Origin of the sequence: Paraburkholderia lebeckiae (assembly GCF_014201005.1) — a bacterium.
Classification (GTDB): Bacteria; Pseudomonadota; Gammaproteobacteria; order Burkholderiales; family Burkholderiaceae; genus Paraburkholderia; species Paraburkholderia tuberum.
In genome coordinates, this window is record NZ_JACHDK010000005.1 from 373,796 (window position 1) to 397,134 (window position 23,339).

The window sequence follows — 23,339 nt, forward strand, 5'->3', positions numbered from 1 at the left end:
GATCACCCAACTGCGGCGCCCTCCCGACCGACGCGCGGCACTCGGCCGGGTTTGCAGACGAACGACGAGCACGCGCCCCAATTCCCTTAGAATGGTTTTCTCGACAGCGTGCGCAGGCCTTCGCTGTCGCCACGCGAAAAGCTTGCAAAACAAGGGGAAAAACAGCGTGCAGGGCCAATTCGAACAAAATCGGCGGGCCGCGCGCCGCCACTCGATAGTCAGCACGACGAGGCAATTTTTCCTGCTCTGTTGCGCGGCGGCATTTTTGACCGCCTGCGCGACGAAGCCGCCCGCCACCGCGTTCGACCGCCAGCTCACACACGCACTCCCCGCCACCGCGGATACGCCGCTGCGCGAAGCGCTCGCGCCGTTCGAGGCGAAGCATCCGGAGCAGTCGGGCTTTCGCGTGCTGGCGAACGGCACCGACGCGCTGCAGATGCGCATCGCGCTCGCGCGCGCGGCGACCAAAACCCTCGACATGCAGTACTACATTGCCAACGAGGACACCACCGGCAAGCTGCTGCTCGGCGCCGCGCTGTATGCGGCCGATCACGGCGTGCGCGTGCGCATGCTGGTCGACGATCTGAACTTCAAGGACATCGACCGCATCGTGGCGGGGCTGAACTCGCACGACAACATCGAGATTCGCGTCTTCAATCCGCTCGGCAGCGCCCAGCAAGGCATGTTCGAGCGCACCACGAACGTGTTCACGCAGATCGGCCACTTCACGCGCCGCATGCACAACAAGGCGATGATCGCGGACAACCAGCTCGCGATCGTTGGCGGGCGCAATCTTGGCGACGAGTACTTCAGCGCCAGCGAAACGCTGCAGTTCCGCGACATGGACGTGCTCGCGGCGGGCCCGATCGTCGCCGACGTCTCGGCGAGTTTCGACGACTACTGGAACAGCGACCTCGCCTATCCACTGCGTGCGCTGAACAGGCAGAAATTCAACCAGAAAGAACTCGACCAGACGCGCGACGACCTGCGCCACCACTGGCGCACCAATGCCGATCCGTACAACGCGAAACCGCTGAACGCGACGCCGCTCGCCGCGCAGATTAGGAGCGAGCAGCTCGGCCTCACGTGGGCGGGTGCGGAATTCAGGGCGGACCTGCCGGAGAAAATCGCGCATCCGTCGCCGGACTACGTGAGCCCGCCGCTCGCGCGGCTGCGCGAACTGATGCGCGACGCGCAGCACGACTTCCTGATCGTGTCGCCCTACTTCGTGCCGCACGCGCCGGGCGTGCAGGCGGCCGGCGAGCTCACGCGCCGCGGCATCCGCATCGCAGTGCTGACCAACTCGCTCGCGGCTACCGACGCGGTCGCCGTGCAGGCCGGCTACAGCCCGTTCCGGGTGCCGCTGCTAAAGGCAGGCGTCGAACTGTACGAATTGAGGCCGTACCAGGACACGCCGGACGTGGGGCTGGTCGGCTCGCGTTCGCGCGCGAGTTTGCATGCGAAGACTTATGTGATCGACCACCAGATTCTCGTCATCGGCTCGATGAACCTCGACCCCCGCTCGGCCAATCTGAACACCGAGCTCGCACTCGTGATCCACAGCCCCAAACTCGCGAATCAGGTCGCCAGCATCTTCGAGCGTGCCATCCAGCCCGATCACAGCTACCGCGTGACGCTCGCCGACGCGGCCCAGCTCGCCTATCTGCGCTCGATCGGCGCGCCACTGTCGCCGCTCGTCTGGACCGACGTCGAGAACGGCCAGACACGCACCTACATTTTCGATCCGCAGGCCGGTTTTTACCGGAATGCGCTAACGGGTCTATTCTCGTTATTGCCTGTCAACTCGGAACTTTGAGAAGCGGAGTCAACCATGACTGAAGACGTACGGATGGAGCGCGACACGTTCGGCGAAATCGCGGTACCGAACGCCCGCCTGTGGGGCGCGCAGACGCAGCGCTCGCTGCAGAACTTCAAGATTTCGACGGAAAAGCAGTCGCCCGAGCTGATCACCGCGCTCGCGGTGATCAAGCGCGCGGCCGCCGAGGTCAACCTCGGCCTCGGTGTGCTCGACGAGCAGAAGGCCCGCGCGATCATGCAGGCGGCCGACGAGATCATCGACGGCAAACATCCGGACGAATTTCCGCTGGCGGTCTGGCAGACCGGCTCGGGCACGCAGACCAACATGAACCTGAACGAGGTGATCGCCAACCGTGCGAGCGAGCTGCTCGGCGGCGAGCGCGGCGAAGCGCGCAAGGTGCATCCGAACGATGACGTGAATCGCGGGCAGTCGTCGAACGACGTGTTTCCGACGGCGATGCACGTGGCTGCCGCGGATGCCATCGTCAAGCATCTGCTGCCCGCGCTGAAGACGTTGCGCGACACGCTAGACGGCAAGGCGAAAGCGTTCACCGACGTCGTCAAGATCGGCCGCACGCACCTGCAGGACGCGACGCCGCTCACGCTCGGCCAGGAATTCTCGGGCTATGTCGCGCAGCTCGAGCACGGCATCCGGCACGCCGAGTCGGCGTTGCCGCATCTGTACGAGCTTGCGCAGGGCGGCACCGCGGTCGGCACGGGACTGAACGCGCACCCGAAGTTCGCCGACGGCGTCGCCGCCGCGATCGGCAAGCTGACCGGTCTGCCGTTCGTGTCGGCGCCGAACAAGTTCGAGGTGATGGCAGCCGCCGACGCGCTGGTATTCGCGCACGGCGCGCTCAAAACGGTGGCCGCGAGCCTGAACAAGATCGCCAACGACATCCGCTGGCTCGCGAGCGGCCCACGCTGCGGTCTCGGCGAGCTGTCGATCCCCGAAAACGAGCCGGGCAGCTCGATCATGCCGGGCAAGGTCAATCCGACCCAGTCCGAAGCATTGACGATGCTGTGCGCGCAGGTGTTCGGCAACGACGTCGCCGTGAACATCGGCGGCGCGAGCGGCAACTTCGAGCTCAACGTGTTCCGTCCGATGATCGCGCACAACGTGCTGCAGTCGGTGCGCCTGCTCGCCGACGGCGCGCATAGCTTCAACGACAACTGCGCGGCCGGCATCGAGCCGAATCACGAGCGCATCGATACCTTGCTCAACGAATCGCTGATGCTGGTGACGGCGCTCAATCCGCACATCGGCTACGACAAGGCCGCGCAGATCGCGAAGAAGGCGCACAAGGAAGGCACGACGCTGAAGGCGTCGGCGCTGGCGCTCGGTTATGTCACCGAGCAGCAGTTCGACGAGTGGGTGCGACCCGAGGATATGGTCGGACGCGCCGCATGATGATGCGCTGCGCCTAGATCTTTCCCTGCGAGACTTCTTCCGGCTTCAGCTCGATGATCGCGTCGAGCGCTTCCTTCACGTCCATCGCGTACCTGGCGAGGCGTTTCTGCTCCTCGGTCTCTGGCAGGAAGGCGGGCACCGGCACCGGATGGCCGTTCTCGTTGACGGCGACCATTACGACGAGACAGTCGGTGGTCTGCAGCAGTTCGCCGCCCTTCGGGTCGCCCGCGTGCACCGACACGTGGATGTGCATGCTGGTGCGGCCCGTCGCGACGACGCGCGCGCGCAGCTCGACCAGATTGCCGACGAGGATCGGCCGACGGAAACGGATATTGCCGACGCTGACCGTCACGCAATAGCGCCCAGACCATACCGCCGCGCATGCGTAGGCGGTTTCGTCGATCCACTTCATCAGCGCGCCGCCATGCACCTTGCCACCGAAGTTGACCGAGGTCGGCTCGGCGAGAAAGCGGAAGGTGGTTTCCGAACGGTCCAGCGGTGCGGTGGGAACAGTGCTCATCTTGACTCCGGTCAATCGGATGCATTGAAAGGAGGCGATTATACGAGCGCAATATTGCGCGCGACGGAGCGTCGATTGGGGGACGCGGCGCGAAGCGCGCCGATGGGCCGACGGTGGGCCTAGTTGTGGACGCTGATCCCTGTGTCGACGGTGCCGTACATGTTGATGCTGCCGCTGCCGGCCGATCCCGAGCCGGCTCCGCCCCCCGCGCAGGCGCTGAACAGCAGAACCGCCGCGGCGACGGCGAGAAGAGTTTTCATCACATCGATTTCCTGCAAGGACAGGCTTCGATTCTAGCCTGTGGCACGCGACACCGCGCAAACGCGGGCGAGCCGGACACGTCCGTCGCATTGATTGTTCACGCCAAGCTGAAACATCGAATACCCGATACGCGTAGAGTAGGAATCGTGGCGGCGGGCTTTGCGATTGGACCGCGCTGCCCTTTGCCGCCCATTCAGGAGACGCGCCATGACCGCCCCCTTCCTAGACGACCAGAACCACTTCCCCGGCCTGAGCCGCATCGGCGCGCTACTCGCCGATCCCGGCCGCGCCGCGATGCTGTGGGCGCTAATGGACGGCAGCGCCCGCCCGGCCGGCGAACTGACGATGATCGCGGGGCTGTCGCCATCGGCGGCGAGCGCCCATCTCGGACGGCTCACCGACGGCGGGCTGCTCGCGCTCGAAGTGCGCGGCCGGCATCGCTATTTCCGTATCGCGTCGGCGGACATCGCCGCATCGATCGAAGCACTCGCCAATGTCGCGCAGGTCAGCGCGCCCCAGCGCTCCGTGCCGGGTCCGGCACGCACCGTGCCGCTGGAAATGCGCTATGCGCGCACCTGTTACGACCACATGGCAGGCGAGCTGTCGGTGCGCATGTTCGAGCGCATGCTCGAGCGCGGACTGCTGACGCAAGACGGCGCATCGCTCGAAGCGACCGCGCAGGGCGTCGCCCGCTTCGCCGACTGGGGCATCGATATGGCCGCGCAGAAGACCCGACGGCGGCGTTTCGCTTGCACCTGCCTCGACTGGAGCATGCGCCGACCGCATCTGGGCGGCGCGCTCGGCGCGGCGTTGCTCGATGCGTGGTCGGCGCATGGCTGGGTCGAGCGGACCGAGCGGCCGCGCGTGCTGCGCGTCACGCCGGCCGGCCATCAACAATTCGATGCGTTTCTGGCCGGATAGACCGTTCACCTGCCGGCGGCCCGACGTGGCGAGATCTTTTGTTACACGCCAGCGAATCCACCTTACAAATGAGCGGGTCTTGAAACATTCGCGGCGGGTACAGTGACTGAACGGGCCCGGCCCATTGCCACGTCCGTCGGAGATCAGTCATGACACACGCCAAGCAGCCCGTGCAGCAAGCCGGGATCCGACGCCGGATGAGCGGATATACGATGATCGCGACCGCCGTCGTTGCACTCGCGGCGCAGAGCGCCCTGGCGCAGCAAGCGACACCCACGCCACAAGCCGCGGCGGCCGTCGGGCCGGGCGGCGATCCGCCGGGCGGCGACCCGCCGGGGCGCATCGCGCGTCTGAACTACACGGCCGGCGCCGTGACCACCGAGCCCGCCGGCGCGACCGACTGGTCGTACGCGCAGATCAACCGGCCGCTGACGACCGGCGACCAGCTATGGAACGACCAGAACGCACGCTCCGAGCTGCACATCGGCTCGACCGCGGTGCGCCTCGGCCAGAACACGAGCCTCGACGTGCTCAATCTCGACGACACGACCGCGCAACTGAAAGTCGCGCAAGGCACGCTATCGACGCGCGTGCGCGAGCTCGCGCCGGGCTCGTCGTATGAAATCGACACGCCGAATCTTGCGCTCGGCGTGAATGGTCCCGGCGACTACCGCGTCGACGTCGCGCCGGACGGCAGCAGCACGACCGTCACCGTGCGCAGCGGCAGCGCGATCGCGTACGGCGACGGCGGCCAGGTGCCGGTCGCGGCGGGTCAGCAGATCCGCTTTGCCGGCAGCAGCCTGCAGCAAGTCGCCGACAACCGCGCGCCCGCTGTCGACGAGCTCGACCAGTGGGCCGCCAGCCGCGACGCCACCGAAGACCGCTCTCTGTCGGCGCGCTACGTGTCGCGCGACATCCCCGGCTACGACGACCTCGATGCCAACGGCACATGGCGCGAGACGCCGCAGTACGGCGAAGTGTGGGTGCCGAACGCGACGCCGGCCGGCTGGGCGCCGTATCACGACGGCCACTGGGTCTGGCAGGCGCCGTGGGGCTGGACCTGGGTCGACGACCAACCTTGGGGCTTCGCGCCGTACCACTACGGCCGCTGGGCCGAGGTCGACGGCACGTGGGCCTGGGTGCCAGGTCCGCTCGAAGCGGACGCGGCGCCGGTCTATGCGCCGGCGCTGGTCGCATTCGTCGGCGACGACGACGGCGGTGTCGACTGGGGTGTGAACCTGGCGGTCGGCGGGGTCATCGCGGCGGGCGTCGCGTGGTTTCCGCTCGGGCCGGGCGAGCGGTGGCATCCGCATTGGGGCGGTCACGACCGCTGGAGCGCTGGGTACTACAACCGCGTGAACCGCACGACGATCGTCAACGACTACCGCCGCAACGTGAACATCCACAACGCGTACGTGAACTATCGCGTGCCGGGCGGTGTGACGGCCGTGCCGGCGACAGCGTTCGTGCACGGTCAGCCAGTCCGACGCTTTTCGCAGAAGGTCGATCCGGCGCAGTGGCGCAACGCGCGGATCAACCCGGGCGGACCGGGGATAGCGCCGGTGCGCGAAAGCTTCGGGTCGGATCTGCGGCGCGCGAACTACCGGCCACCGGCGAGCGTCGTCGGCCGGCCGGTCGTCGCGACTCGCAATCCCGTCATGCCGGCCGCTTATCACGACGAGCTCGCGCAGCGCTTCGCGCAAAGCGGCGGTCGGGTGCCCGGCGGCGGCCAGCCGGTCGTGCGCACCGCAGTGCCGGCGCATATGACCGGCGCACCGAGCGCGCTGCCGATGGCGAACGTGCGGGTCGTGCAATCGCATGTGCCGGGACGTCCGCCGGGGATGGCGGCGGGTGCGCCTGGCGGCCCCAGCGCAATGGACGGTAACGGGCCGCATGGCGTTGAGCAGACTGGCCAGCGGCCCGGCGAAGCCGGCGTCGTGGGGCCGCATGGAGAAGCGCCGCAAGCGCGTCCGGGCATGCCGCCGCAGATGGTCGGCAATCCGCGTCCGCCGCAGCCTGGCGAGAGCGGGCTCGCCGGCAATATGGGCCATCCGTCGAACGGTGTGCCGCGGCCGCCGCAAGCAGCCGGTGGGAATTCAGCCAACGCGGCGGCGTACGCACGGCAGCGCGGCGCGCCGCAGGAATGGGGCGCGGTCGGCAGGTCTCAGCCGGCATGGACGCAGCCTCATACCCCGATGGCGCAGCAGGCACCGCGCATGGCGCAGCCGGGCGGCCCGCAACAGCCGAGCTTCGCGCAACACTCTGGTGTGCCCCATCCGCCGGACAACCCGGCCGCGCAGCAACAGGCGCGTGTGCCAAACTGGCATCCGCCTGTGACGCAACAGGCCCCGCGTGCCCTCCCGCCGCAGCAACCGCGTCCCGAACCACAAATGCAGCAGGCGCAACAGCCGCGTGTCGAACCGCGTCCGCAGCCGATGCCGCAAGCCCCTCGACCCGAACCACAGTTCCAGCAGGCGCAGCAGCCGCGTGTCGAACCGCGTCCGCAGCCGATGCCGCAAGCCCGTCGGCCCGAACCGCAGTTCCAGCAGGCGCAGCAGCCGCATTTCGAACCGCGTCCGCAGCCGATGCCGCAAGCCCGGCCCGAGCCGCGTCCGCAGATGCAGCAGCCACGCCCCGAACCGCGGCCCCAGCAGGTGCAGCAGCCACGTCCGCAACCCCAGCCGCAACCGCAACATGCCGAGCAGCACCAGGGCGGCGGCAATCGCGACGAGCGTCACAAGAGCTGAGCAGGACGCCTGCCGTCCCGGCAATAAAAAAGCCCCGCGATGCAAGCCATCGCGGGGCTTTTGTTATTCGACGACGAAGAGGGCGAGCGCTACCGCCCCGCTCCCACCGGCATCAGATCGCCATCGGCGCCGTTAGCGGCTCGTGATGCCGATAGCCGACCAGAGAGAAATCCGCAGGCTCGATCGTCTCGAGCCATTCCGGCTCGTACACGCCGGTCTTCGCGTAGTCGGGCACACGATCGGAAATCGCGAGCCACGGACTCTCGTACGGCTCGCGCTCGAGCTGCTGGCGCAGCATATCGAGCTGATTCTCGTAGATATGCGCATCGCCGATGAAATAGCTGAACCAGCGCGGCGTATAGCCCGTCAGCCGTCCGACCAGATGCAGCAGCGCCGCGCCCTCGGTCAGATTGAAGGGCGTGCCAAGCCCGACGTCGTTGCTGCGGATATACAGGCACAACGAAATTTCGCGGCGCGTAACGTTCGGCAGAAACTGGTACAGCAGATGGCAAGCCGGTAGAGCGATCTGGTCGAGCACGGCCGGGTTCCAGGCATGGAACAGAATGCGTCGATCGGCGGGATTCTGCATGATCGTGTCGAGACACTGGCGCAGCTGGTCGATCGCCTTGTAAAGCAGCACCTTCGAGCGGCCTTCTTCGTCGAACTGCGTGATCACGCGAAAACCGCGCGCCTGCGCGTCAGCGAGTTGCGCACTCGCGCTGGCGTCGAGCACCTTGTAGGCCGGCCACTTGCGCCATTGCACGCCGTAGACATCACCGAGATCATCCGGGCCCTCGCGATACGGATTGGCGAGCCACTGCGCGTTCTGATTCGCGTTCCCGTCCCACACCTTGCAGCCGAGCTCGCGGAAATCCGCGGCGCTACGCGAAGCACGCAGAAACCCGACCAGCTCGCCGATCGCCGACTTGAACGCGAGCTTCTTCGTCGTGACCGCTGGAAAGCCTTGTTGCAGATCGAAGCGCAGCATCGCGCCGGGCATGCTGATGGTGCGGATGCCGGTGCGGTTTTCCTGCCACGTGCCGGTGTCGAGAATCGTACGGACGAGGTCCAGGTATTGTTTCATGCAGTTTCCTTCGGCGCGGCGCGAACCCGATCAGGCGCGCTCACGGAATTGAGCAAAACCCGATTCTAACAAGCGCGACCGCGCGCCGCCGGAGCATGGCGCGCCGCATGCGGAATATCGAGGGAATATCAGACGGAAAGGAGAACACCGCGGTACGCGATATACGGGCGGCAAACACGTGCATGCAAAAGTGCTTCGACGCGACGCTTGCCGGCTGGCGTCGCTGCGCCCGGAAGGCACAGTCAATCCGTCCGAACCGGCACAGCCCGAGACCCACGGCGACGCGCCAGACCTTCACATGCCACGTCGCCAGTCTTGCCGCTCGACCGCCGCCTACAGATGCTGCACCGACGCCGGCAAATCGCCGTGCGGCGCCGACATCGGCTCACCTTCCATGTGGCGCATGCCGTGCGAGCACAGCAGCCGGTACAGCGTCACTCGCGAGATGCCAAGTTCCTGCGCCGCGTCTCCGAGCCGCCCGCGATGCCGCAGCAACGCAAGCTCGATCGCCTGACGCTCGGCCGCTTCGCGCGCCTGCGCGAGCGACACCGGCACGATCTCGACGTATTCGGCAAGTTCGAGGTCGCGCGCGGTGATCGCGCGTCCCTCCGACATCACGATCGCGCGCCGCACCCGATTGATCAGCTCGCGCACGTTGCCGGGCCAGCCGTAGTTATGCAGCGCGGCGATCGCGTCGGGCGCGAAGCCACGCAGGCGGCGGCTCGCATCCTTCTTGAAACGTTCGAGCATGTGCCGTGCGAGCAGTTCGATGTCCTTGCCGCGCGCGCGCAGCGGCGGCTCGTCGATCTGCAGCACGCAGAGGCGGTGATAGAGGTCGGAACGGAAGCGCCCTTCGATCATCGCCGCGGTCATGTCCACGTGCGTGGCCGAAATGATGCGCACATCGACGTCGATCGCGCTATGGCCGCCGAGCCGCTCGACCTTGCGCTCCTGCAGGAAGCGCAACAGGCTCGCCTGGCTTTCGAGCGGCAGATCACCGATTTCGTCGAGAAACAGCGTGCCGCCGTTGGCCGCCTCGACCCGGCCGATCTTGCGCTGGTTCGCGCCGGTGAACGCACCGCGCTCGTAGCCGAACAGCTCCGATTGCAGAAGATGCGGCGGGATCGCACCGCAATTGATTGGCACGAACGGCGCGTTGCGCCGCGCCGAGCGTTCATGAATGGCGACTGCCGTCAGCTCCTTGCCGGTACCCGATTCGCCGGAGATGAACACCGGCGCGTCGGTCATCGCGACCTTGCGGATCGAGCGGAACAGCGCGAGCATCGCGTCGCACGAGCCGACCATCTCGCCCTCGGCGCTTTGCGAGCCGTCGTGCGACGCCGTTTCGCTCAGCGAGATCATGCCGTACGCATGACCGACCGAGTCGACAATACGGTCGCCCGAAGACGGCACCGTCACGTAATCGAAACAGTAGTCGCGCACGAGCCGGCGCAACGCGGCGTCCTGGAGTTGGCCAGGCGTAGTGGCAGCGACCCAGCCGACGTTCGGCATGGTCAAACAGGATTCAAAAGCGGCGATTTCGTGCGGCTGGAAATCACTGGACAGATCGAGCAGGCCGCCAGCAGCCGAGCCGGTGCGCACTGCCCGGCGCGCATCGCGCGCCGATCCCACGACTTCGACATGCCAGCCACGCTGCATAAAACGCGTATTCAGTTCCGCGCTCGGGTCACGCGAAACGTAAATCAGTTGCCGCGTTGCGGGTTCCATTATTCAGATCCTCTCGTCAACGAACGTTAAGGACGACGCATGCACCTGAAATTGCGGTTCAGACACGCTGACTCGTCCAGGATTCGCGAATCGCAAAACCCGAACGGCCATTCCATTCCGTGCGGACAGCTGATCCCCAAGAAAGCGGCGTGTGTGTTCGAGACGGCCCGATATGGGCCTTTTTTAAATGTGAAGCTGTTTTCGAGAGCTTACTATACGCGCGCCGCTTCGAAAACAATTATGCGAATTTAATCGATGGACCCGTTGCCCATCAAGGCTTAGCGGCCGATCGTGATTTATTCAGCCGACAAATAAAACATTAGTGGAAGCGCTTTTCGTGGCGTTCTCGCGACAGTATTTCCTTACCTCGTGGATTAACGAATTATAGGTATTTTCTGCTGATCCGTTTCAGGCCTGCAACGTTTTTTGCCGATTTGGAACGCATTAGTCGCGTTTGTGCTGGTTGGCGCCAGGCGTATCAATGGATTGCGAGCGATGGCACATGTTTCGCTAATTGACGTGCACCAGGGAGACACATCATGCGACTCGCATTGCGCATCGATCTGATAAGCCGCCGCGCGCCATTCTTCGCGATCTGCGCAGCTCTCGCGTTCAGCGCCCTGCCGGCGAGTGCCGGCACCCCGACAGCGCAAGCCGCCCCGGCGCAATTCGCCACGCTGACGGACTCCAGCGATGCCGCCGACCCCGCCTGCGCCAGCCTGCAAGCCACCACGCCGGTTGCCGCCGAGGACGACAGCCAGATCGCCGCCAACCCGTCGACCCCGACTGCCGATGCTGCATCCATGAACGATTTTTCGCTCGATGACCAGATGCTGTCGCGGCAACGCGGCGGCGCGGTCGGCATGTTGATGGTCGCCGCGACGCCCCAGTTGACGCAAAGCGGCGGCAACCAGGTGACGTTGTGGGACGAGATCGCGCCACCCTCGCCGCTGCCGGTGCCCGTCGATGCCGCGCGCGCCGCCCAGGGCAACGTCGCGACATACCAGCGCAAGTAAGCAGGACGAAGCAACGAACAGACGGCAAAGAACCAGGCAATGCAGGACCGGTGGCCGCGCGAGAGGTGACGCGCCCCACGACGGCGGGACACAAGTAACAAGAGAGAAGGGACCGGGACATGAGTACGAACCAGCAGACGCCGCACGCCCTCGGGCTGCCGGCGGCGTCGTTCAGCAACGCTCCCGTCTCGCCGCGCGCCGCTTCGGCCGGCACCGCCCTTCTCGCCAGCGTCCTCGTCACCGCCTGCTTCGCGAGCCATGCCTATGCCGAGCAGGTCGCCAATCCGGGCGACATCGTCGTCGAGCGCAGCGTCACGCCGCGTGACGCGTTCGTCCCCGTGCCGCGCCACCAAGACCCGGTCGCCGTGCGCGCCACCACGTTCCCCGCCAAGTCGTTCGATCCGACGATCGCGACGCTCGTCGGCGACACCGATCTGACGAACGCGCACGGCTCGAACGGCGTCGCCGCCGGCGGCGTACCCGGCGGCACCGGCATGCAGGCCGTCACGCAGATCCTCTCCGGCAAGGCGACCGGCAACTCGATCCCGCTGAACTCGGGCGGCATCGGCGGACCGGCGACGGGCGTCGGCGGCGCGATCAGCTCGTCGGTGACGGGCGCGCTCGCGCCGCTATCGAACGTGCTCGGCGGCGCGCTCGGAGGCCTGAAATGAGCGCACGCCTGCTCCTCTCGCTGAACTCGCTGAACTCGCTTCGCTCGCTGCAAATCGCTGCGGCACGCCCGGCCCTGCGCGTCTGCGCGTGCCTGTGCATGGGCGTCGCTGCGTTCGTCGCCGGCGCGGCTCACGCGCAGGCGCAAGCGGTGCCCATCGTCGGCGCCATCGCGACGATCGGCAGCGGCGCGGGCATGGGCGCGACGGGCGCGCTCACGGTCAACGAAACGGCTGGCCTCGACAACGCGCAGGCCAACCAGATCACGGTGACGAAAGGCGCCGCGGTCGGCAACGCGAACGCGAGCGTGCAAAGCGCGTCGGTGGCCGCGAACGTGCCGCGCGCGCAGGCGTCGATCGAAGCCAGTGCGTTTTCGAACACAACCGGCGCGGTGCTGGTGAACCAGTCGGCCGGAGCAGGGAATCTGCAGCGCAACAGCACCCAGATCGGGACTGCGGCGCTCGGAGTCGAGACCGTCTCGGATGGGGAGCTCTCCGCGACGGCCCCGAAAAACGGCAGTCCGGGGCAGTCGAACGCGATTCACGGCGTGCGCGAGGCAAGCATTTCCAGCGATGCGTTTCGCAACGCGAACGGAATCGTGCAGATCAACCAGGCAGCCGGCGCCGGTAATGCCACGGCAAACAGTTTTGTGCTCCGTCCCCCGGCGGGCACTTTTTTTAACTGACCACACTTAAGTATCGGAGCGAATCATGAAGCGCACTCTTATTGCCACGGCCGTTCTCGTTGCCGCATCCGGCAGCGTGCTTGCCGCGCCGCAGAAGGCCTACCTGTTCAATACGACGGTCGTCGGCGAGATGGTCGGCGTCGAAGGTCTGGTCGGACTGTTTGGCTGCGTGCATGTCTCCAGCACGGCTAACGCGGTGATCAACAACAATCAGACCGTCAACGTGAATGCGACGCTCGATCCGCAGGCGCAGACCTACACCAGCGGCAACGTGACCACGACCCTGAACAACAGCAGAACGTCGGTCAGAGGCGGCGGCTCGGCATTCGCGTTCACGACGCAAAACCATACGTCGTCGAGCTCGGGCTCGCAGGGCTTCGAAGCCTCCGGCGGCTATGCGTACGGCAGCCAGAGCGCGAGCGTGACGAGCGGCGGCTATGAAACCAGCCAGCAGGCAGCCGGCATCGCGGGCAGCTTCTCGCACACAAGTCAGAACTCTGGCGGCCATCTGTCTGCCGGCGGCTCGATCGGCGGCAGCTACAGCTATCAGGACCACAACACGTTCTCGCATGGCAGCGGCTCGTTCAGCGCCCGCGGCGGCCTGCAGGCCGGTTATCGCGAATCGAGCTACGCGAACTCGTCGGGCGTCGCCGGCGGCTTCGAAGCGAGCGAAGCGTCCGGGCACAGCCGTTCGTGGGGCTTCAGGGCGAGCGAAGGCTCCGGCTATGCGATGGTCGGCGAGCAATCGTCGGGCTACTCCCGTAGCCGCTCGTCGTCGAGCGACTCGTATGGCGCCGCATGGGGCATCGACGCAGGCATGTCGACGACCGACGTGACGACGCGCGGCTCGATCACGCAGCACATCAACAACGAAGCTGCCGCCACGCTGAATGCAACCACCGGCACCAACGCAGCCAGCAACGTGTCGGGCAACCTCGGCATCAACATCGCGGAAGGCATCGACAACGCGCAGAGCAACGACGTGTCGCTCGCCTCGGTCGACGTCGGCAACGTGTTCGGCAACGCGCAGGCCTTCAACGTGCAGTCCTCGGGCGGCAGCGCAACGATTCACAACTTCAATCTGAACGCGTCGATCGGCAACGGGTCGCTGTCGGGTGTGACCGGCAACGTCGGTGTGAACATCGCTTCCGGTATCGGCAACGCGCAGGACAACGCGCTTGCCGGCGCCGTGACGACGACCTCGCCGGGCAAGGCGCTGACCACCGCGATGGATGCGACGGACGACAACTCGCAATCCGCGACCATGACCGTCCACGGGCAATTCCAGGGCACCGCGAGTCTGGGTGCCGATACGCTGAAAGGCGCTTCCGGAAACATCGGCGTGAACATCGCCGGCGGCGCGGGCAACTTGCAGCACAACGGCCTCGCCATCGCAGCGCTGAACAGCGGCAAGTAGGCCGGCGACGCGGCGAGCGCGCGCAAGCAGAAGAAGCACAAAGCAGTCGGAGGGGCGCGCCGGCAGCCATAGAAGCTGCCGGCGCGGATCGGGCAGGAGACCAGCATGACCGGGTTCAAGGGGTTCCCGGCGCTACCGTTCGCCGTAGCGCTGGCAGGGTGCGTGCTGTGCGCGGATTACGCCGCCGCACAGTCGAGCATCGACACGTCCACGTTCGTCGGCGTGCCGTTGACGAAGACGGTCCGTTCGATGAAGGACCTGCGCTACAACCACATCGTCAATCAGCAACTCGATTACAGCTGCGGCGCGGCGGCGCTCGCCACCCTCCTCAAGTACGGCTATGGCATCGATATTCCGGAAACCGAACTGATTCGCCGGATGATGGTCTTTTCAACCCCCGAAGTCGTCGTCAAGAACGGCTTCTCGATGCTCGACATGAAGCACTTCGTCGAGACCATCGGACTGCGCGGACGCGGCTTTCGCGTCAACGTCGAAGCGCTCCACCATCTTCAGATCCCCGTGATGGTCCTGATGAACATCGACGGCTACGAGCATTTCGTGATCGTCAAACATGCGCAGGACGGCCGCGTGTTCATTGCGGACCCGGCGCTCGGCAATCGCATCTTGCTCGAAGAGGACTTCGCGAAGACCTGGAACGGTCTCGTGTTCGCGGTCCTCGGCAAACCCTTCAGGGAGGATTCACCACTGTTGCAGGACAACGAGTCGCTCGCGCTGAAGCTGCGCGCCGCTGCGCTGGCAGCCGGCACCGCCGCGACGCCCTTTTTCGAGTACGGCTTGAACAAGGCAGACATGTTCTGATCCCGTCATGAAGTCACACTTCACACAGCTTGGGTTCGTGCTCTGCGCCGTCGCCTGCGGCGCAGGCGGCCTTGCCCACGCTTCGGAGGGCGCCGCCTCGCCACCGGCTCCCGAACTTTCGATATCACCCGAGCCAGGCGCCGCGCCCCTGCGGGTGCAACTCGTCGGCGACGACGTGCTCGCGACCCAGACCGGCAAATACGCCGGCGCGACGATGATCTCCGGCTTCGTGCTGAACGTCATTTCGCAATGGCAGTTGCCCAACGGCGCGAGCGCGCTCGCCCAGGGATCGCTGAGCGCGGTGCAGAACGGCGGCGGCCAGCTGACAAGCTCCGTCAGCACGTTCGCGAGCGTGAGCGGCGGCTCGCACGGCCATCCAGGCGATTCGGGCGCCAACCCGAATGCCCAGGCGCGCGGCGGCCAGAGCGTCGGCGTCAATGGCGTGTCGCAGATCACCCAGGTCGCGGGCGATCGTAACAGCGGCACCAACTCCGCGCTAATCGACTTCAACAACAGCGCCTTGACGCTGACGGGCCCCGCCAACGCGCCGTCGGCATCGGCCAGCAATTCGACCGGCTCCGTGAAAGCCGGCATTTCGTTCGGCAGCAACGGCGTGAACGTGGCGCTGCAGACACCCGCTGGGCTCGCCACCCAGACCATCGCGCCGAGCAACGGGCAGATCGCCCAGTTGCTGCAGATTGCAGGCAATAACCAGCAAGTCGCCAACGCCCTGCAACTGCATCTGCAAACCCAGCAGATGTCGGCTTCGATGCTTCGTCAGTTAGGCGTACTGCAGGCACTGCAAAACAGGAGATGACGGAGCGGGCCGCCACCGCCAGTTGCAGCAAAAGCAGTAAAGAAACGGCCGCGCAGTCAGCACCGTGCGGCCGGACCACCGGGGGAGCAAAAATGAAAAAAGTGTCATTGACGAAGGCACCGCGCATGGCTCTCGCCGCCATTCCGGCCGCCGTCATGCTGTGGGCTCTTTCTCAGTCGGCGAGCGCGCAGGCGCTCGCCGGTCAATCCGTGGAGGACCGTCTGAACACGCTGATGCGCGTCGTCGACGAGCAGCAGCGGCAGATCCATTCGCTCGAACGGCAGGTCACCGAACTCGAGATGGCGCAGCGCGGACGCGGCATGCCGGGCACCGGCGCCCCCGCGGGCAGCGACACCGTGGCCGAGCAGCCCGGCACCGACGGCCTGCCGGTGCCGCTGCCGCCGCTCGCGCAGATCGCACCCGGCGCGCCCGCGCCGGGGGACAGAACCGGTACCGCGACCGGCGTGCCGGTCAATCCGCCGACGCCGGACGGCAGCAATGCAGGCAACGCCAGCGCCGGCGGCCTGCCCGCCGCCACCGACGGCAGCGGCGCGGTCGGCCGGACCCAGCGCGCGAACGAACCGGTGCGCACGCAGGCCGAGCAGGCGGTCGTGCAACGCGAGCATGCGCCGCTCTTCGACCACAAGCTGACGATGGACTTCGGCATCAGCGACACCTACTACGACCGTCGCCAGTTGCAGTTGTCGGGCTTCCTCGCGCTCGACGCGATTTTCCTCGGCAACATCAACCTCGGCCAGACCAAGTCGCACCAGGTGATGGCGGACCTCGACACGCGCTACGGCGTGTCCGACCGCATCAATGTCGACGTCGACGTGCCGTACGTGTATCGGCGCAGCACCTTCATCGTCGGCGGCGCGGGCGGCGCGGCGAGCACGCTGTCGGACGCGACGGTGTCGAGTCACGACATCGGCGACGTGAACTTCGGCATCTACTACCAGTTCGTCAGGGAAACCAATGCCTTGCCGGACGTGGTCGGCAGTCTGCGCGTGAAGGCGCCGACTGGCAGCTCGCCGTTCGGCGAAAAAGTCGTGCAGGTCGACGCGGACAACACCAACCTCGTCGCGCCGACCAGACTGCCGACCGGCACCGGTTTCTGGAACATCACGGCGGGTCTGTCGGTGCTGAAGACCTACGACCCGGTCGTGCTGTTCGGCAGCGTTTCCTATACCTACAACCTCGCGCGTTCGTTCGCGGACATCTCGTCGGTGCAGGGACAAACCGAACCGGCGACGGTCAAGCTCGGCGACATCGTGCAGTTCGGCGGAGGCGTCGCGCTTGCGTTCTCCGACAAGGATTCGGCCAGCGTGTCGTTCACGATGGCGCTCGAACCCGCGTCGCAGACCAGGTCGCCGGGCGGCAGCTATCAGAAGGTGCCGGGCAGCGAAACCACGGCCGCGGCAATGAATTCTGGCCTGAACCACGTCGTGAACAAGCATCTGACCATCAACGGCTCGGTATCGATCGGACTCACTCCCGACGCGCCGAACTTCGTGGTCGGCATGCGCTTTCCGTACACCTTCTGACGTGCCAACGATACGAGGTCGAACGTGCGTGAATCACCTCATCTGACCAGTGTGGCTTCCGTCGCGGCAGCGGAATCGCATCTGTTGCTCGCGGTGCCGAAGCAGCGCGCCGCCGTGTCGTCCGCTGGGTCCGCGGCGGCGCCGGGCGTCGCCGCCCCGGCAAGCAACCAGGCCGGCGCCCCGGCGAGTACCCCGGCGAGCGCCGCGGTGCGCGGCGTCGAGCGACAGCTGCTGTACGTCGCGCGCACGCTCGACGAAACGCTGATCGCGCATCTGAAAAGCCGCGGCTGGCAGGTCGCGGCCGCGCGCTCGGCGCACGAACTCGGGCGGCTCGTGAAGCACGACATCGCATGCGCGGGGATCGTCGATCTGGCGAGCTTCGCGCCGCGCGACATCGGCGGGCTCGAGGCGAGCCTGCGTCAGCAGCAGATCGGCTGGATCGCGCTTGCGACCAACGAGCGGCTCGACGATCCGCTCGTGCGACGCCTCGTGCGCCACTACTGCTTCGACTTCGTGAAGCTGCCCGTCGCGCATGCGACGATCGACTATCTGGCCGGCCACGCGTTCGGCATGGTCGCGCTGTGCGACCCGGAACTTCCGCCGCCCGTCAGCGAGGCAGGCGACGAGGAAATGGTCGGCACCTGCGAGGCGATGCAGCAGCTTTTTCGCACGATCCGCAAGGTCGCGAACACCGACGCGAGCGTGTTCATCGCGGGCGAATCGGGCACTGGCAAGGAGCTGACCGCGCTCGCGATCCACGAGCGCTCGCCGCGCCGCAAGGCGCCCTTCACGCCGATCAACTGCGGCGCGATCCCGCATCATCTTCTTCAATCCGAACTGTTCGGCTACGAGCGCGGCGCCTTTACCGGCGCGAATCAGCGCAAGATCGGCCGCGTCGAGGCGGCAGACGGCGGCACGCTGTTTCTCGACGAGATCGGCGATCTGCCGCTCGTAAGCCAGGCGAGCTTGCTGCGCTTTCTGCAGGAAGGCAAGATCGAGCGGCTCGGCGGACGCGAATCGATTCCGGTCGACGTGCGCATCATCTCGGCGACCCACGTCGATCTCGACGGCGCGATGCGCGAGGGCCAGTTCCGTGCGGATCTGTTTCATCGCCTGTGCGTGCTGCGCGTCGATGAGCCGCCGCTGCGCGCGCGGGGGCGGGACATCGAGATTCTCGCGTACCACATCCTGCACAAGTTCAAGACCGACAACGCGCGCAAGATTCGCGGCTTCACGCCGTCGGCGATCGAGGCGCTCTACAACTACAACTGGCCCGGCAACGTGCGCGAGCTGATCAACCGCGTGCGCCGCGCGATCGTGATGGCCGAGAACAAGCTGATCTCGGCCGACGACCTCGACCTCGCGGGCTACACCGAGCAGGAAAGCATGACGCTCACGCAGGCGCGCGAGGCTGCCGAGAAGCGCGCGATCGAGGCCGCGCTGCTGCGCCATCGGCACCGGTTGAACGAGGCGGCGGTGGATCTGAACATTTCCCGCGTGACGCTGTATCGGCTGATGGGCGTGCACGGCTTGCGCGAACCGGGCAGCGCCGACGACAGGGGAGCGCTCCCCCCGGACGGGCCGGCGCGAAAGTGAGCGGCGGGTACGCGTCGGTGTGCATCGACGGCTCGGGTAGAATCGCCCGGTTACCCTCCTCTTTCCATTCGATGACGACGCTCACCCTGATCGTCGCTCGCGCCAGCAACGGCGTGATCGGCCGCGACAACCAGTTGCCCTGGCGACTGCCCGAAGACCTCAAATTCTTCAAGCGCACGACGATGGGCGCGCCCATCATCATGGGCCGCAAAACGCATGAATCGATCGGCCGGCCACTGCCGGGACGCCGCAACATCGTCGTCACGCGCGATGCCTCGCGACGCTTTCAGGGCTGCGACACCGCGACCAATCTCGACCAAGCGCTCGTGCTCGCCGCGCAGGACCAGGCGCCGCAGGCGTTTCTGATCGGCGGCGCAGAACTCTACGACGAAGGGCTGCGCCATGCGGACAAGCTGATCGTCACCGAAATCGCTGCCGACTTCGACGGCGACGCGACCTTCCCCGCGATCGACCCGCAGGTGTGGGAAGAAATCGCGCGCGAAGCGCATCACTCGAATGCGCCCAACGACTTCGATTACGCATTCGTCACGTATCAGCGCAAAGACGTCTGACGGCGGGCGCCACGCAAGCGATAAAAAACGCCACGCAACGTTCAGTTGCGTGGCGTTTTCGTTTGATACGGGGCTGCGCTGGAACGAGCCGTGCGGCTTACTGCCCCGCGATCGTCATCCGCTCGATCAGCACCGAGCCGGTCTGCTTGGTGCCGCGCGTGATCGTATCCGCGCCGATCGCGACGATATGGCGGAACATCTCCTGCAGCGTGCTCGCGACCGTGATCTCCTCGACCGGATACTGGATCTTGCCGTTCTCGACCCAGAAGCCCGACGCGCCGCGCGAGTAGTCGCCGGTCACGTAATTGACGCCCTGCCCCATCAGTTCGGTCAGCAGCAGACCCGTGCCGAGCTTCTTCAGCATGGCCTCGAAGTCGTCTTCGGGACGCGTGTTCGAACTGAGCAGCGACAGGTTGTGCGAGCCGCCCGCGTTGCCGGTGGTCTTCATGCCGAGCTTGCGCGCCGAGTAGGTGGACAGGAAGTAGCCCTCGACGACGCCGTCCTTCACGACCGAGCGCTGGCGCGTGCGCACGCCTTCCTCGTCGAACGGCGCACTGCCCATCGCGCGCGCGACGTGCGGGTCTTCGACCACCTGCACGTGCGGCGCGAACACCGGCTTGCCGAGGCTGTCGACCAGAAACGAAGTCTTGCGATACAGCGCGCCGCCGCTCGTCGCCTGCACGAACGCGCCGAGGAGGCCCGCCGCGAGCGGTGCCTCGAACAGCACCGGCACCTTGCGCGTGTCGAGGCCGCGCGCGCCGATGCGCGCGAGCGCGCGCTGCGCCGCGTAACGACCGACCGCTTCGGGATCGGCGAGCTCGTCGGCGCTGCGCGTCGATGTGTACCAGTCGTCGCGCTGCATGTTGCGGCCGCTGCCGGCGATCGGCGCGCACGCGATGTAGTGGCGCGAATACGGATAGCCGGCGAGGAAGCCGCGCGAGGTCGCCAGCACGAACTGCGAGTGCTGTGCCGACACGCTCGCGCCTTCCGAGTTCTTGATCTGCGGATCGGTCGCGAACGCGGCGTCTTCGGCGCGGCGCGCGATTTCGACCGCTTCGTCGGCGGACAGATTCCACGGGTGGTACAGATCGAGGTCGCGCGGCGCGGTTTCGAGCAGCTCGGCTTCGGCGAGGCCCGCGCAATTGTCTTCGGCGGTGAAGCGCGCGATGTTGTAGGCGGCCGCGACCGTGTCCTTCAATGCCTGCGGGGAGAAGTCCGAGGTGCTGGCGTTACCGCGTTTGTTGCCGATGAACACCGTCACGCCGACCATCTTGTCGCGGTTGTGCTCGATGGTCTCGACTTCGCCGCGCCGTACCGAGACGGACAGGCCGTCGCCTTCGGAGATTTCGGTCGCGGCGTCGGTGCCGCCGAGCGCCTTCGCGTGACGGAGGATGTCCGAGGCAATTTCCTTCAGCTCATCCTGGGTATGCGGAAAAAAGCGCTGCTTGACGTCCATGTCTGCTGCCATTGTGGTTGCCGTCCTGTTGGGGCCGCGCGGCCGTGGGTATGCGCACCGTATTCGGCGCAGGCGCGCGGGTTCGGGATAAATGCATCCCGCGATCATAGCAAGGTACGCGCCGCCGCGGGTCGGGCCGGCGCGGCAAGTTACAATACCGGCATGACACGCAAAACCCGCATTCAACCGATCGAATCCGTCGTCACGGAAGTCGACGAAAACGGCTACGATCGTCCGAGCAAGTCTCAGGTCAAGCGCGAAATGCAAGCGCTGCAGGATCTGGGCTTGGAACTCGTCGCGCTGCCGAAAGACGCGCTCAAGCGCATGCCGATGCCCGAAAAGCTCGACGAAGCCGTGCGCGAAGCGCGCCGCATCACCGACCACGAAGGCAAGCGCCGCCAGATCCAGTACGTCGGCCGCGTGATGCGCTCGCTGCTCGACACCGAAACCGCCGCGCTGCGCACCGCGCTCGACACCTACAAGGGCATCAACAAGTCGGAAACGGCGAAGCTCCACTGGATCGAGCGCACCCGCGAGAAGCTGCTGGCCGACGACGCCGCGCTGACCGAATTCATCCGCCAGCACCCGAGCGCCGACCCGCAGCAGGGCCGTACGCTGATCCGCAACGCGCGCAAGGAAGCGGAGCAGAGCAAGCCGCCGCGCTACTTCCGCGAGTTGTTCCAGTGGGTCAAGAGCGCGGCAGGCACCGACGACGAAGCGGAAGACGCGCACGACCCCAACCTCGCCGCGGAAGACGACGATGACGACCGCGACGCCTGATCGACGTAAGCAACGTCAGCACCCCGACGAAATCGTGATCGGCCTCGTATCGATCAGCGACCGCGCGTCGACGGGCGTGTACGAGGACAAGGGCATTCCGGCGCTGCAGGAGTGGCTCGGCGCGGCCTTGAGCTCGCCATGGCAGGTGGTCACGCGGCTGATCGCCGACGATGCGCCGACCATCTCGGCGACGCTAATCGAGCTTGTCGACGAAGTGGGCTGCGATCTGGTGCTGACGACCGGGGGCACCGGACCGTCGCGCCGCGACGTGACGCCCGAGGCGACACTCGCTGTCGGAACCAGGGAGATGCCCGGCTTCGGCGAGCAGATGCGGCAGATCAGCCTGAATTTCGTGCCGACCGCGATCCTGTCGCGCCAGGTCGCGGTGATCCGCGAAACCGAACGACACGCCGCGCTGATCATCAACCTGCCCGGCCAGCCGAAATCGATCCGGGAAACGCTGGAAGGCCTGCGCGACGACGGCATGGTCAAGGTGCCAGGGATTTTCGCGGCGGTGCCGTACTGCATCGACCTGATCGGCGGCCCTTACGTAGAAACGAACCTCGACGTGGTCAAGGCGTTCCGGCCGAAAAGCGCGCAACGCGCGCCGCGGCAAGACTGAGGTTCGAGGTTCGTGGCCTGCCCGTGCAGGCCCGCGCTTTACTGAGCGCTGGCGGCGGCGTCCGGCGCCGACGGCACGAGGAAATGCTCGCGGTAGTACTTCAGTTCGTCGATCGACTCGTGGATATCGGCCAGCGCCGTATGCATCGCGCGCTTCTGGAAGCCCTTGTAGATGACCGGCTGCCAGCGCCGGCACAGCTCCTTCAGCGTGCTCACGTCGAGGTTGCGGTAGTGGAAGAAGCTCTCCAGATCCGGCATCCAGCGCGCCATGAAGCGGCGGTCCTGGCAGATCGAGTTGCCGCACATCGGCGACTTGCCCGGCGGCACGTACTGGCCGAGGAACTCGCGGATTTGCGCGGTCGCGTCGGCCTCGCTGACAGTCGACGCCTTCACGCGATCGATCAGCCCCGAGCGGCCATGCGTGTTCCGGTTCCACTCGTCCATCTTCGCGAGCGTTTCATCGCTCTGATGAATCGCGAGCACCGGACCTTCGACCATCCTGTCGAGCGTCGAATTCGTCACCACCACCGCGATCTCGATGATGCGGTCGGTGTCGGGCGCGAGCCCGGTCATTTCCATGTCCAGCCAGACGAGATTCATGTCGCTGCGCACGAGCGGCGGCTGTTCGGTGGATGCGAGGATGTCAGTCATGAAGGCAACCCTGAGGGCCGCGCGGCGGGTTTAGCTGGCAACCCGCGCGGCGCGGCATGTGTTCGTTTGAAATCGATTCGCGCGGTCCGAGCCGGGCCGGCCGCGCCAAAGCGCCGCCCTGAACTGATACCCGGTGCTGTTGCGTTGAACCGTCGCGTTAAACCGTATCTCCGCCGCAAGGCGGGAAGAAACATATAATTCTCGCA

The 23,339-nt window shown here is 66.2% G+C and carries 21 protein-coding genes; 15 read left to right on the forward strand and 6 right to left on the reverse strand.

Features of this window, described 5'->3' with window-relative positions; genetic code table 11:
- Positions 1 to 91 precede the first annotated feature (91 nt).
- Together HDG39_RS12950 and fumC are read left to right on the forward strand one after the other, a co-directional pair.
- Positions 92 to 1,816 carry a phospholipase D family protein gene (locus tag HDG39_RS12950; RefSeq protein WP_260327799.1) on the forward strand — a complete coding sequence of 575 codons (1,725 nt, stop codon included), beginning with the start codon at positions 92 to 94 and terminating at the stop codon, positions 1,814 to 1,816.
- A gap of 15 nt (positions 1,817 to 1,831) precedes the next feature.
- Positions 1,832 to 3,229: a class II fumarate hydratase gene (gene fumC, locus HDG39_RS12955; protein ID WP_184006300.1), complete on the forward strand. Its 1,398-nt coding sequence runs from the start codon at positions 1,832 to 1,834 to the stop codon at positions 3,227 to 3,229.
- A gap of 13 nt (positions 3,230 to 3,242) precedes the next feature.
- Here fumC and HDG39_RS12960 read toward each other — a convergent pair whose 3' ends face one another.
- Positions 3,243 to 3,749: an acyl-CoA thioesterase gene (locus HDG39_RS12960; RefSeq protein WP_184006301.1), complete on the reverse strand. Its 507-nt coding sequence runs from the start codon at positions 3,747 to 3,749 to the stop codon at positions 3,243 to 3,245.
- Positions 3,750 to 3,868: 119 nt separating this feature from the next.
- Positions 3,869 to 4,009, reverse strand: a complete 141-nt coding sequence (locus HDG39_RS12965) for a hypothetical protein (protein WP_184006302.1) — start codon at positions 4,007 to 4,009, stop codon at positions 3,869 to 3,871.
- 208 nt (positions 4,010 to 4,217) lie between these two features.
- Here HDG39_RS12965 and HDG39_RS12970 point away from each other — a divergent pair, with 208 nt between their 5' ends.
- The gene (locus tag HDG39_RS12970) at positions 4,218 to 4,931 is read left to right on the forward strand and encodes an ArsR/SmtB family transcription factor (protein ID WP_184006303.1); all 714 of its coding nucleotides are present in this window, start codon (positions 4,218 to 4,220) and stop codon (positions 4,929 to 4,931) included.
- A 149-nt stretch (positions 4,932 to 5,080) separates the two neighbouring features.
- Positions 5,081 to 7,678 (forward strand): DUF6600 domain-containing protein, encoded by a 2,598-nt coding sequence (locus HDG39_RS12975; RefSeq protein WP_184006304.1) that lies wholly within the window; start codon positions 5,081 to 5,083, stop codon positions 7,676 to 7,678.
- 112 nt (positions 7,679 to 7,790) lie between these two features.
- Here HDG39_RS12975 and HDG39_RS12980 read toward each other — a convergent pair whose 3' ends face one another.
- A complete protein-coding gene (locus HDG39_RS12980) occupies positions 7,791 to 8,762 on the reverse strand; it encodes a thymidylate synthase (protein ID WP_184006305.1) in 972 nt (323 codons plus the stop codon).
- 333 nt (positions 8,763 to 9,095) lie between these two features.
- Positions 9,096 to 10,490 (reverse strand): sigma-54 dependent transcriptional regulator, encoded by a 1,395-nt coding sequence (locus HDG39_RS12985; RefSeq protein ID WP_184006306.1) that lies wholly within the window; start codon positions 10,488 to 10,490, stop codon positions 9,096 to 9,098.
- A gap of 539 nt (positions 10,491 to 11,029) precedes the next feature.
- Here HDG39_RS12985 and HDG39_RS12990 point away from each other — a divergent pair.
- The 9 genes from HDG39_RS12990 (at position 11,030) to HDG39_RS13030 (ending at position 19,625) form a co-directional block, all read left to right on the forward strand.
- Positions 11,030 to 11,506 carry a hypothetical protein gene (locus tag HDG39_RS12990; protein WP_184006307.1) on the forward strand — a complete coding sequence of 159 codons (477 nt, stop codon included), beginning with the start codon at positions 11,030 to 11,032 and terminating at the stop codon, positions 11,504 to 11,506.
- Positions 11,507 to 11,625: 119 nt separating this feature from the next.
- Entirely contained in the window at positions 11,626 to 12,177 is a 552-nt protein-coding gene (locus HDG39_RS12995; RefSeq protein WP_184006308.1) for a FapA family amyloid fibril periplasmic chaperone, read from the forward strand.
- Positions 12,174 to 12,860 (forward strand): FapB/FapC family functional amyloid domain-containing protein, encoded by a 687-nt coding sequence (locus tag HDG39_RS13000; RefSeq protein ID WP_184006309.1) that lies wholly within the window; start codon positions 12,174 to 12,176, stop codon positions 12,858 to 12,860. The genes HDG39_RS12995 and HDG39_RS13000 overlap by 4 nt, the downstream gene beginning before the upstream one ends.
- 25 nt (positions 12,861 to 12,885) lie before the next feature.
- Positions 12,886 to 14,277, forward strand: a complete 1,392-nt coding sequence (locus HDG39_RS13005) for a FapB/FapC family functional amyloid domain-containing protein (RefSeq protein ID WP_184006310.1) — start codon at positions 12,886 to 12,888, stop codon at positions 14,275 to 14,277.
- A 105-nt stretch (positions 14,278 to 14,382) separates the two neighbouring features.
- Positions 14,383 to 15,096, forward strand: coding sequence for a C39 family peptidase (locus HDG39_RS13010; RefSeq protein WP_184006311.1), 714 nt, complete (start codon positions 14,383 to 14,385; stop codon positions 15,094 to 15,096).
- Positions 15,097 to 15,103: 7 nt separating this feature from the next.
- Positions 15,104 to 15,913, forward strand: coding sequence for a peptidase C39 (locus tag HDG39_RS13015; RefSeq protein WP_184006312.1), 810 nt, complete (start codon positions 15,104 to 15,106; stop codon positions 15,911 to 15,913).
- Positions 15,914 to 16,038: 125 nt separating this feature from the next.
- On the forward strand, positions 16,039 to 17,457 hold the full coding sequence (locus tag HDG39_RS13020) for a hypothetical protein (RefSeq protein ID WP_184006313.1): 1,419 nt from the start codon (positions 16,039 to 16,041) through the stop codon (positions 17,455 to 17,457).
- Between the two features lie 24 nt (positions 17,458 to 17,481).
- A complete protein-coding gene (locus tag HDG39_RS13025) occupies positions 17,482 to 19,053 on the forward strand; it encodes a sigma-54 dependent transcriptional regulator (RefSeq protein ID WP_184006314.1) in 1,572 nt (523 codons plus the stop codon).
- 71 nt (positions 19,054 to 19,124) lie between these two features.
- Positions 19,125 to 19,625 (forward strand): dihydrofolate reductase, encoded by a 501-nt coding sequence (locus HDG39_RS13030; RefSeq protein ID WP_184006315.1) that lies wholly within the window; start codon positions 19,125 to 19,127, stop codon positions 19,623 to 19,625.
- Between the two features lie 97 nt (positions 19,626 to 19,722).
- Here the strand turns inward: HDG39_RS13030 and pmbA are convergent, their stop codons facing one another.
- A complete protein-coding gene (pmbA, locus tag HDG39_RS13035) occupies positions 19,723 to 21,093 on the reverse strand; it encodes a metalloprotease PmbA (RefSeq protein WP_184006316.1) in 1,371 nt (456 codons plus the stop codon).
- A gap of 150 nt (positions 21,094 to 21,243) precedes the next feature.
- On the opposite strand from pmbA, the gene yjgA reads away from it, so the two are divergent.
- Together yjgA and mog are read left to right on the forward strand one after the other, a co-directional pair.
- Positions 21,244 to 21,861, forward strand: coding sequence for a ribosome biogenesis factor YjgA (yjgA, locus tag HDG39_RS13040; RefSeq protein WP_018421335.1), 618 nt, complete (start codon positions 21,244 to 21,246; stop codon positions 21,859 to 21,861).
- Entirely contained in the window at positions 21,842 to 22,483 is a 642-nt protein-coding gene (gene mog / locus HDG39_RS13045) for a molybdopterin adenylyltransferase (RefSeq protein ID WP_184006317.1), read from the forward strand. The genes yjgA and mog overlap by 20 nt, the downstream gene beginning before the upstream one ends.
- A gap of 38 nt (positions 22,484 to 22,521) precedes the next feature.
- Here mog and orn read toward each other — a convergent pair whose 3' ends face one another.
- Positions 22,522 to 23,133: an oligoribonuclease gene (gene orn, locus HDG39_RS13050; protein WP_184006318.1), complete on the reverse strand. Its 612-nt coding sequence runs from the start codon at positions 23,131 to 23,133 to the stop codon at positions 22,522 to 22,524.
- Positions 23,134 to 23,339: the final 206 nt, after the last annotated feature.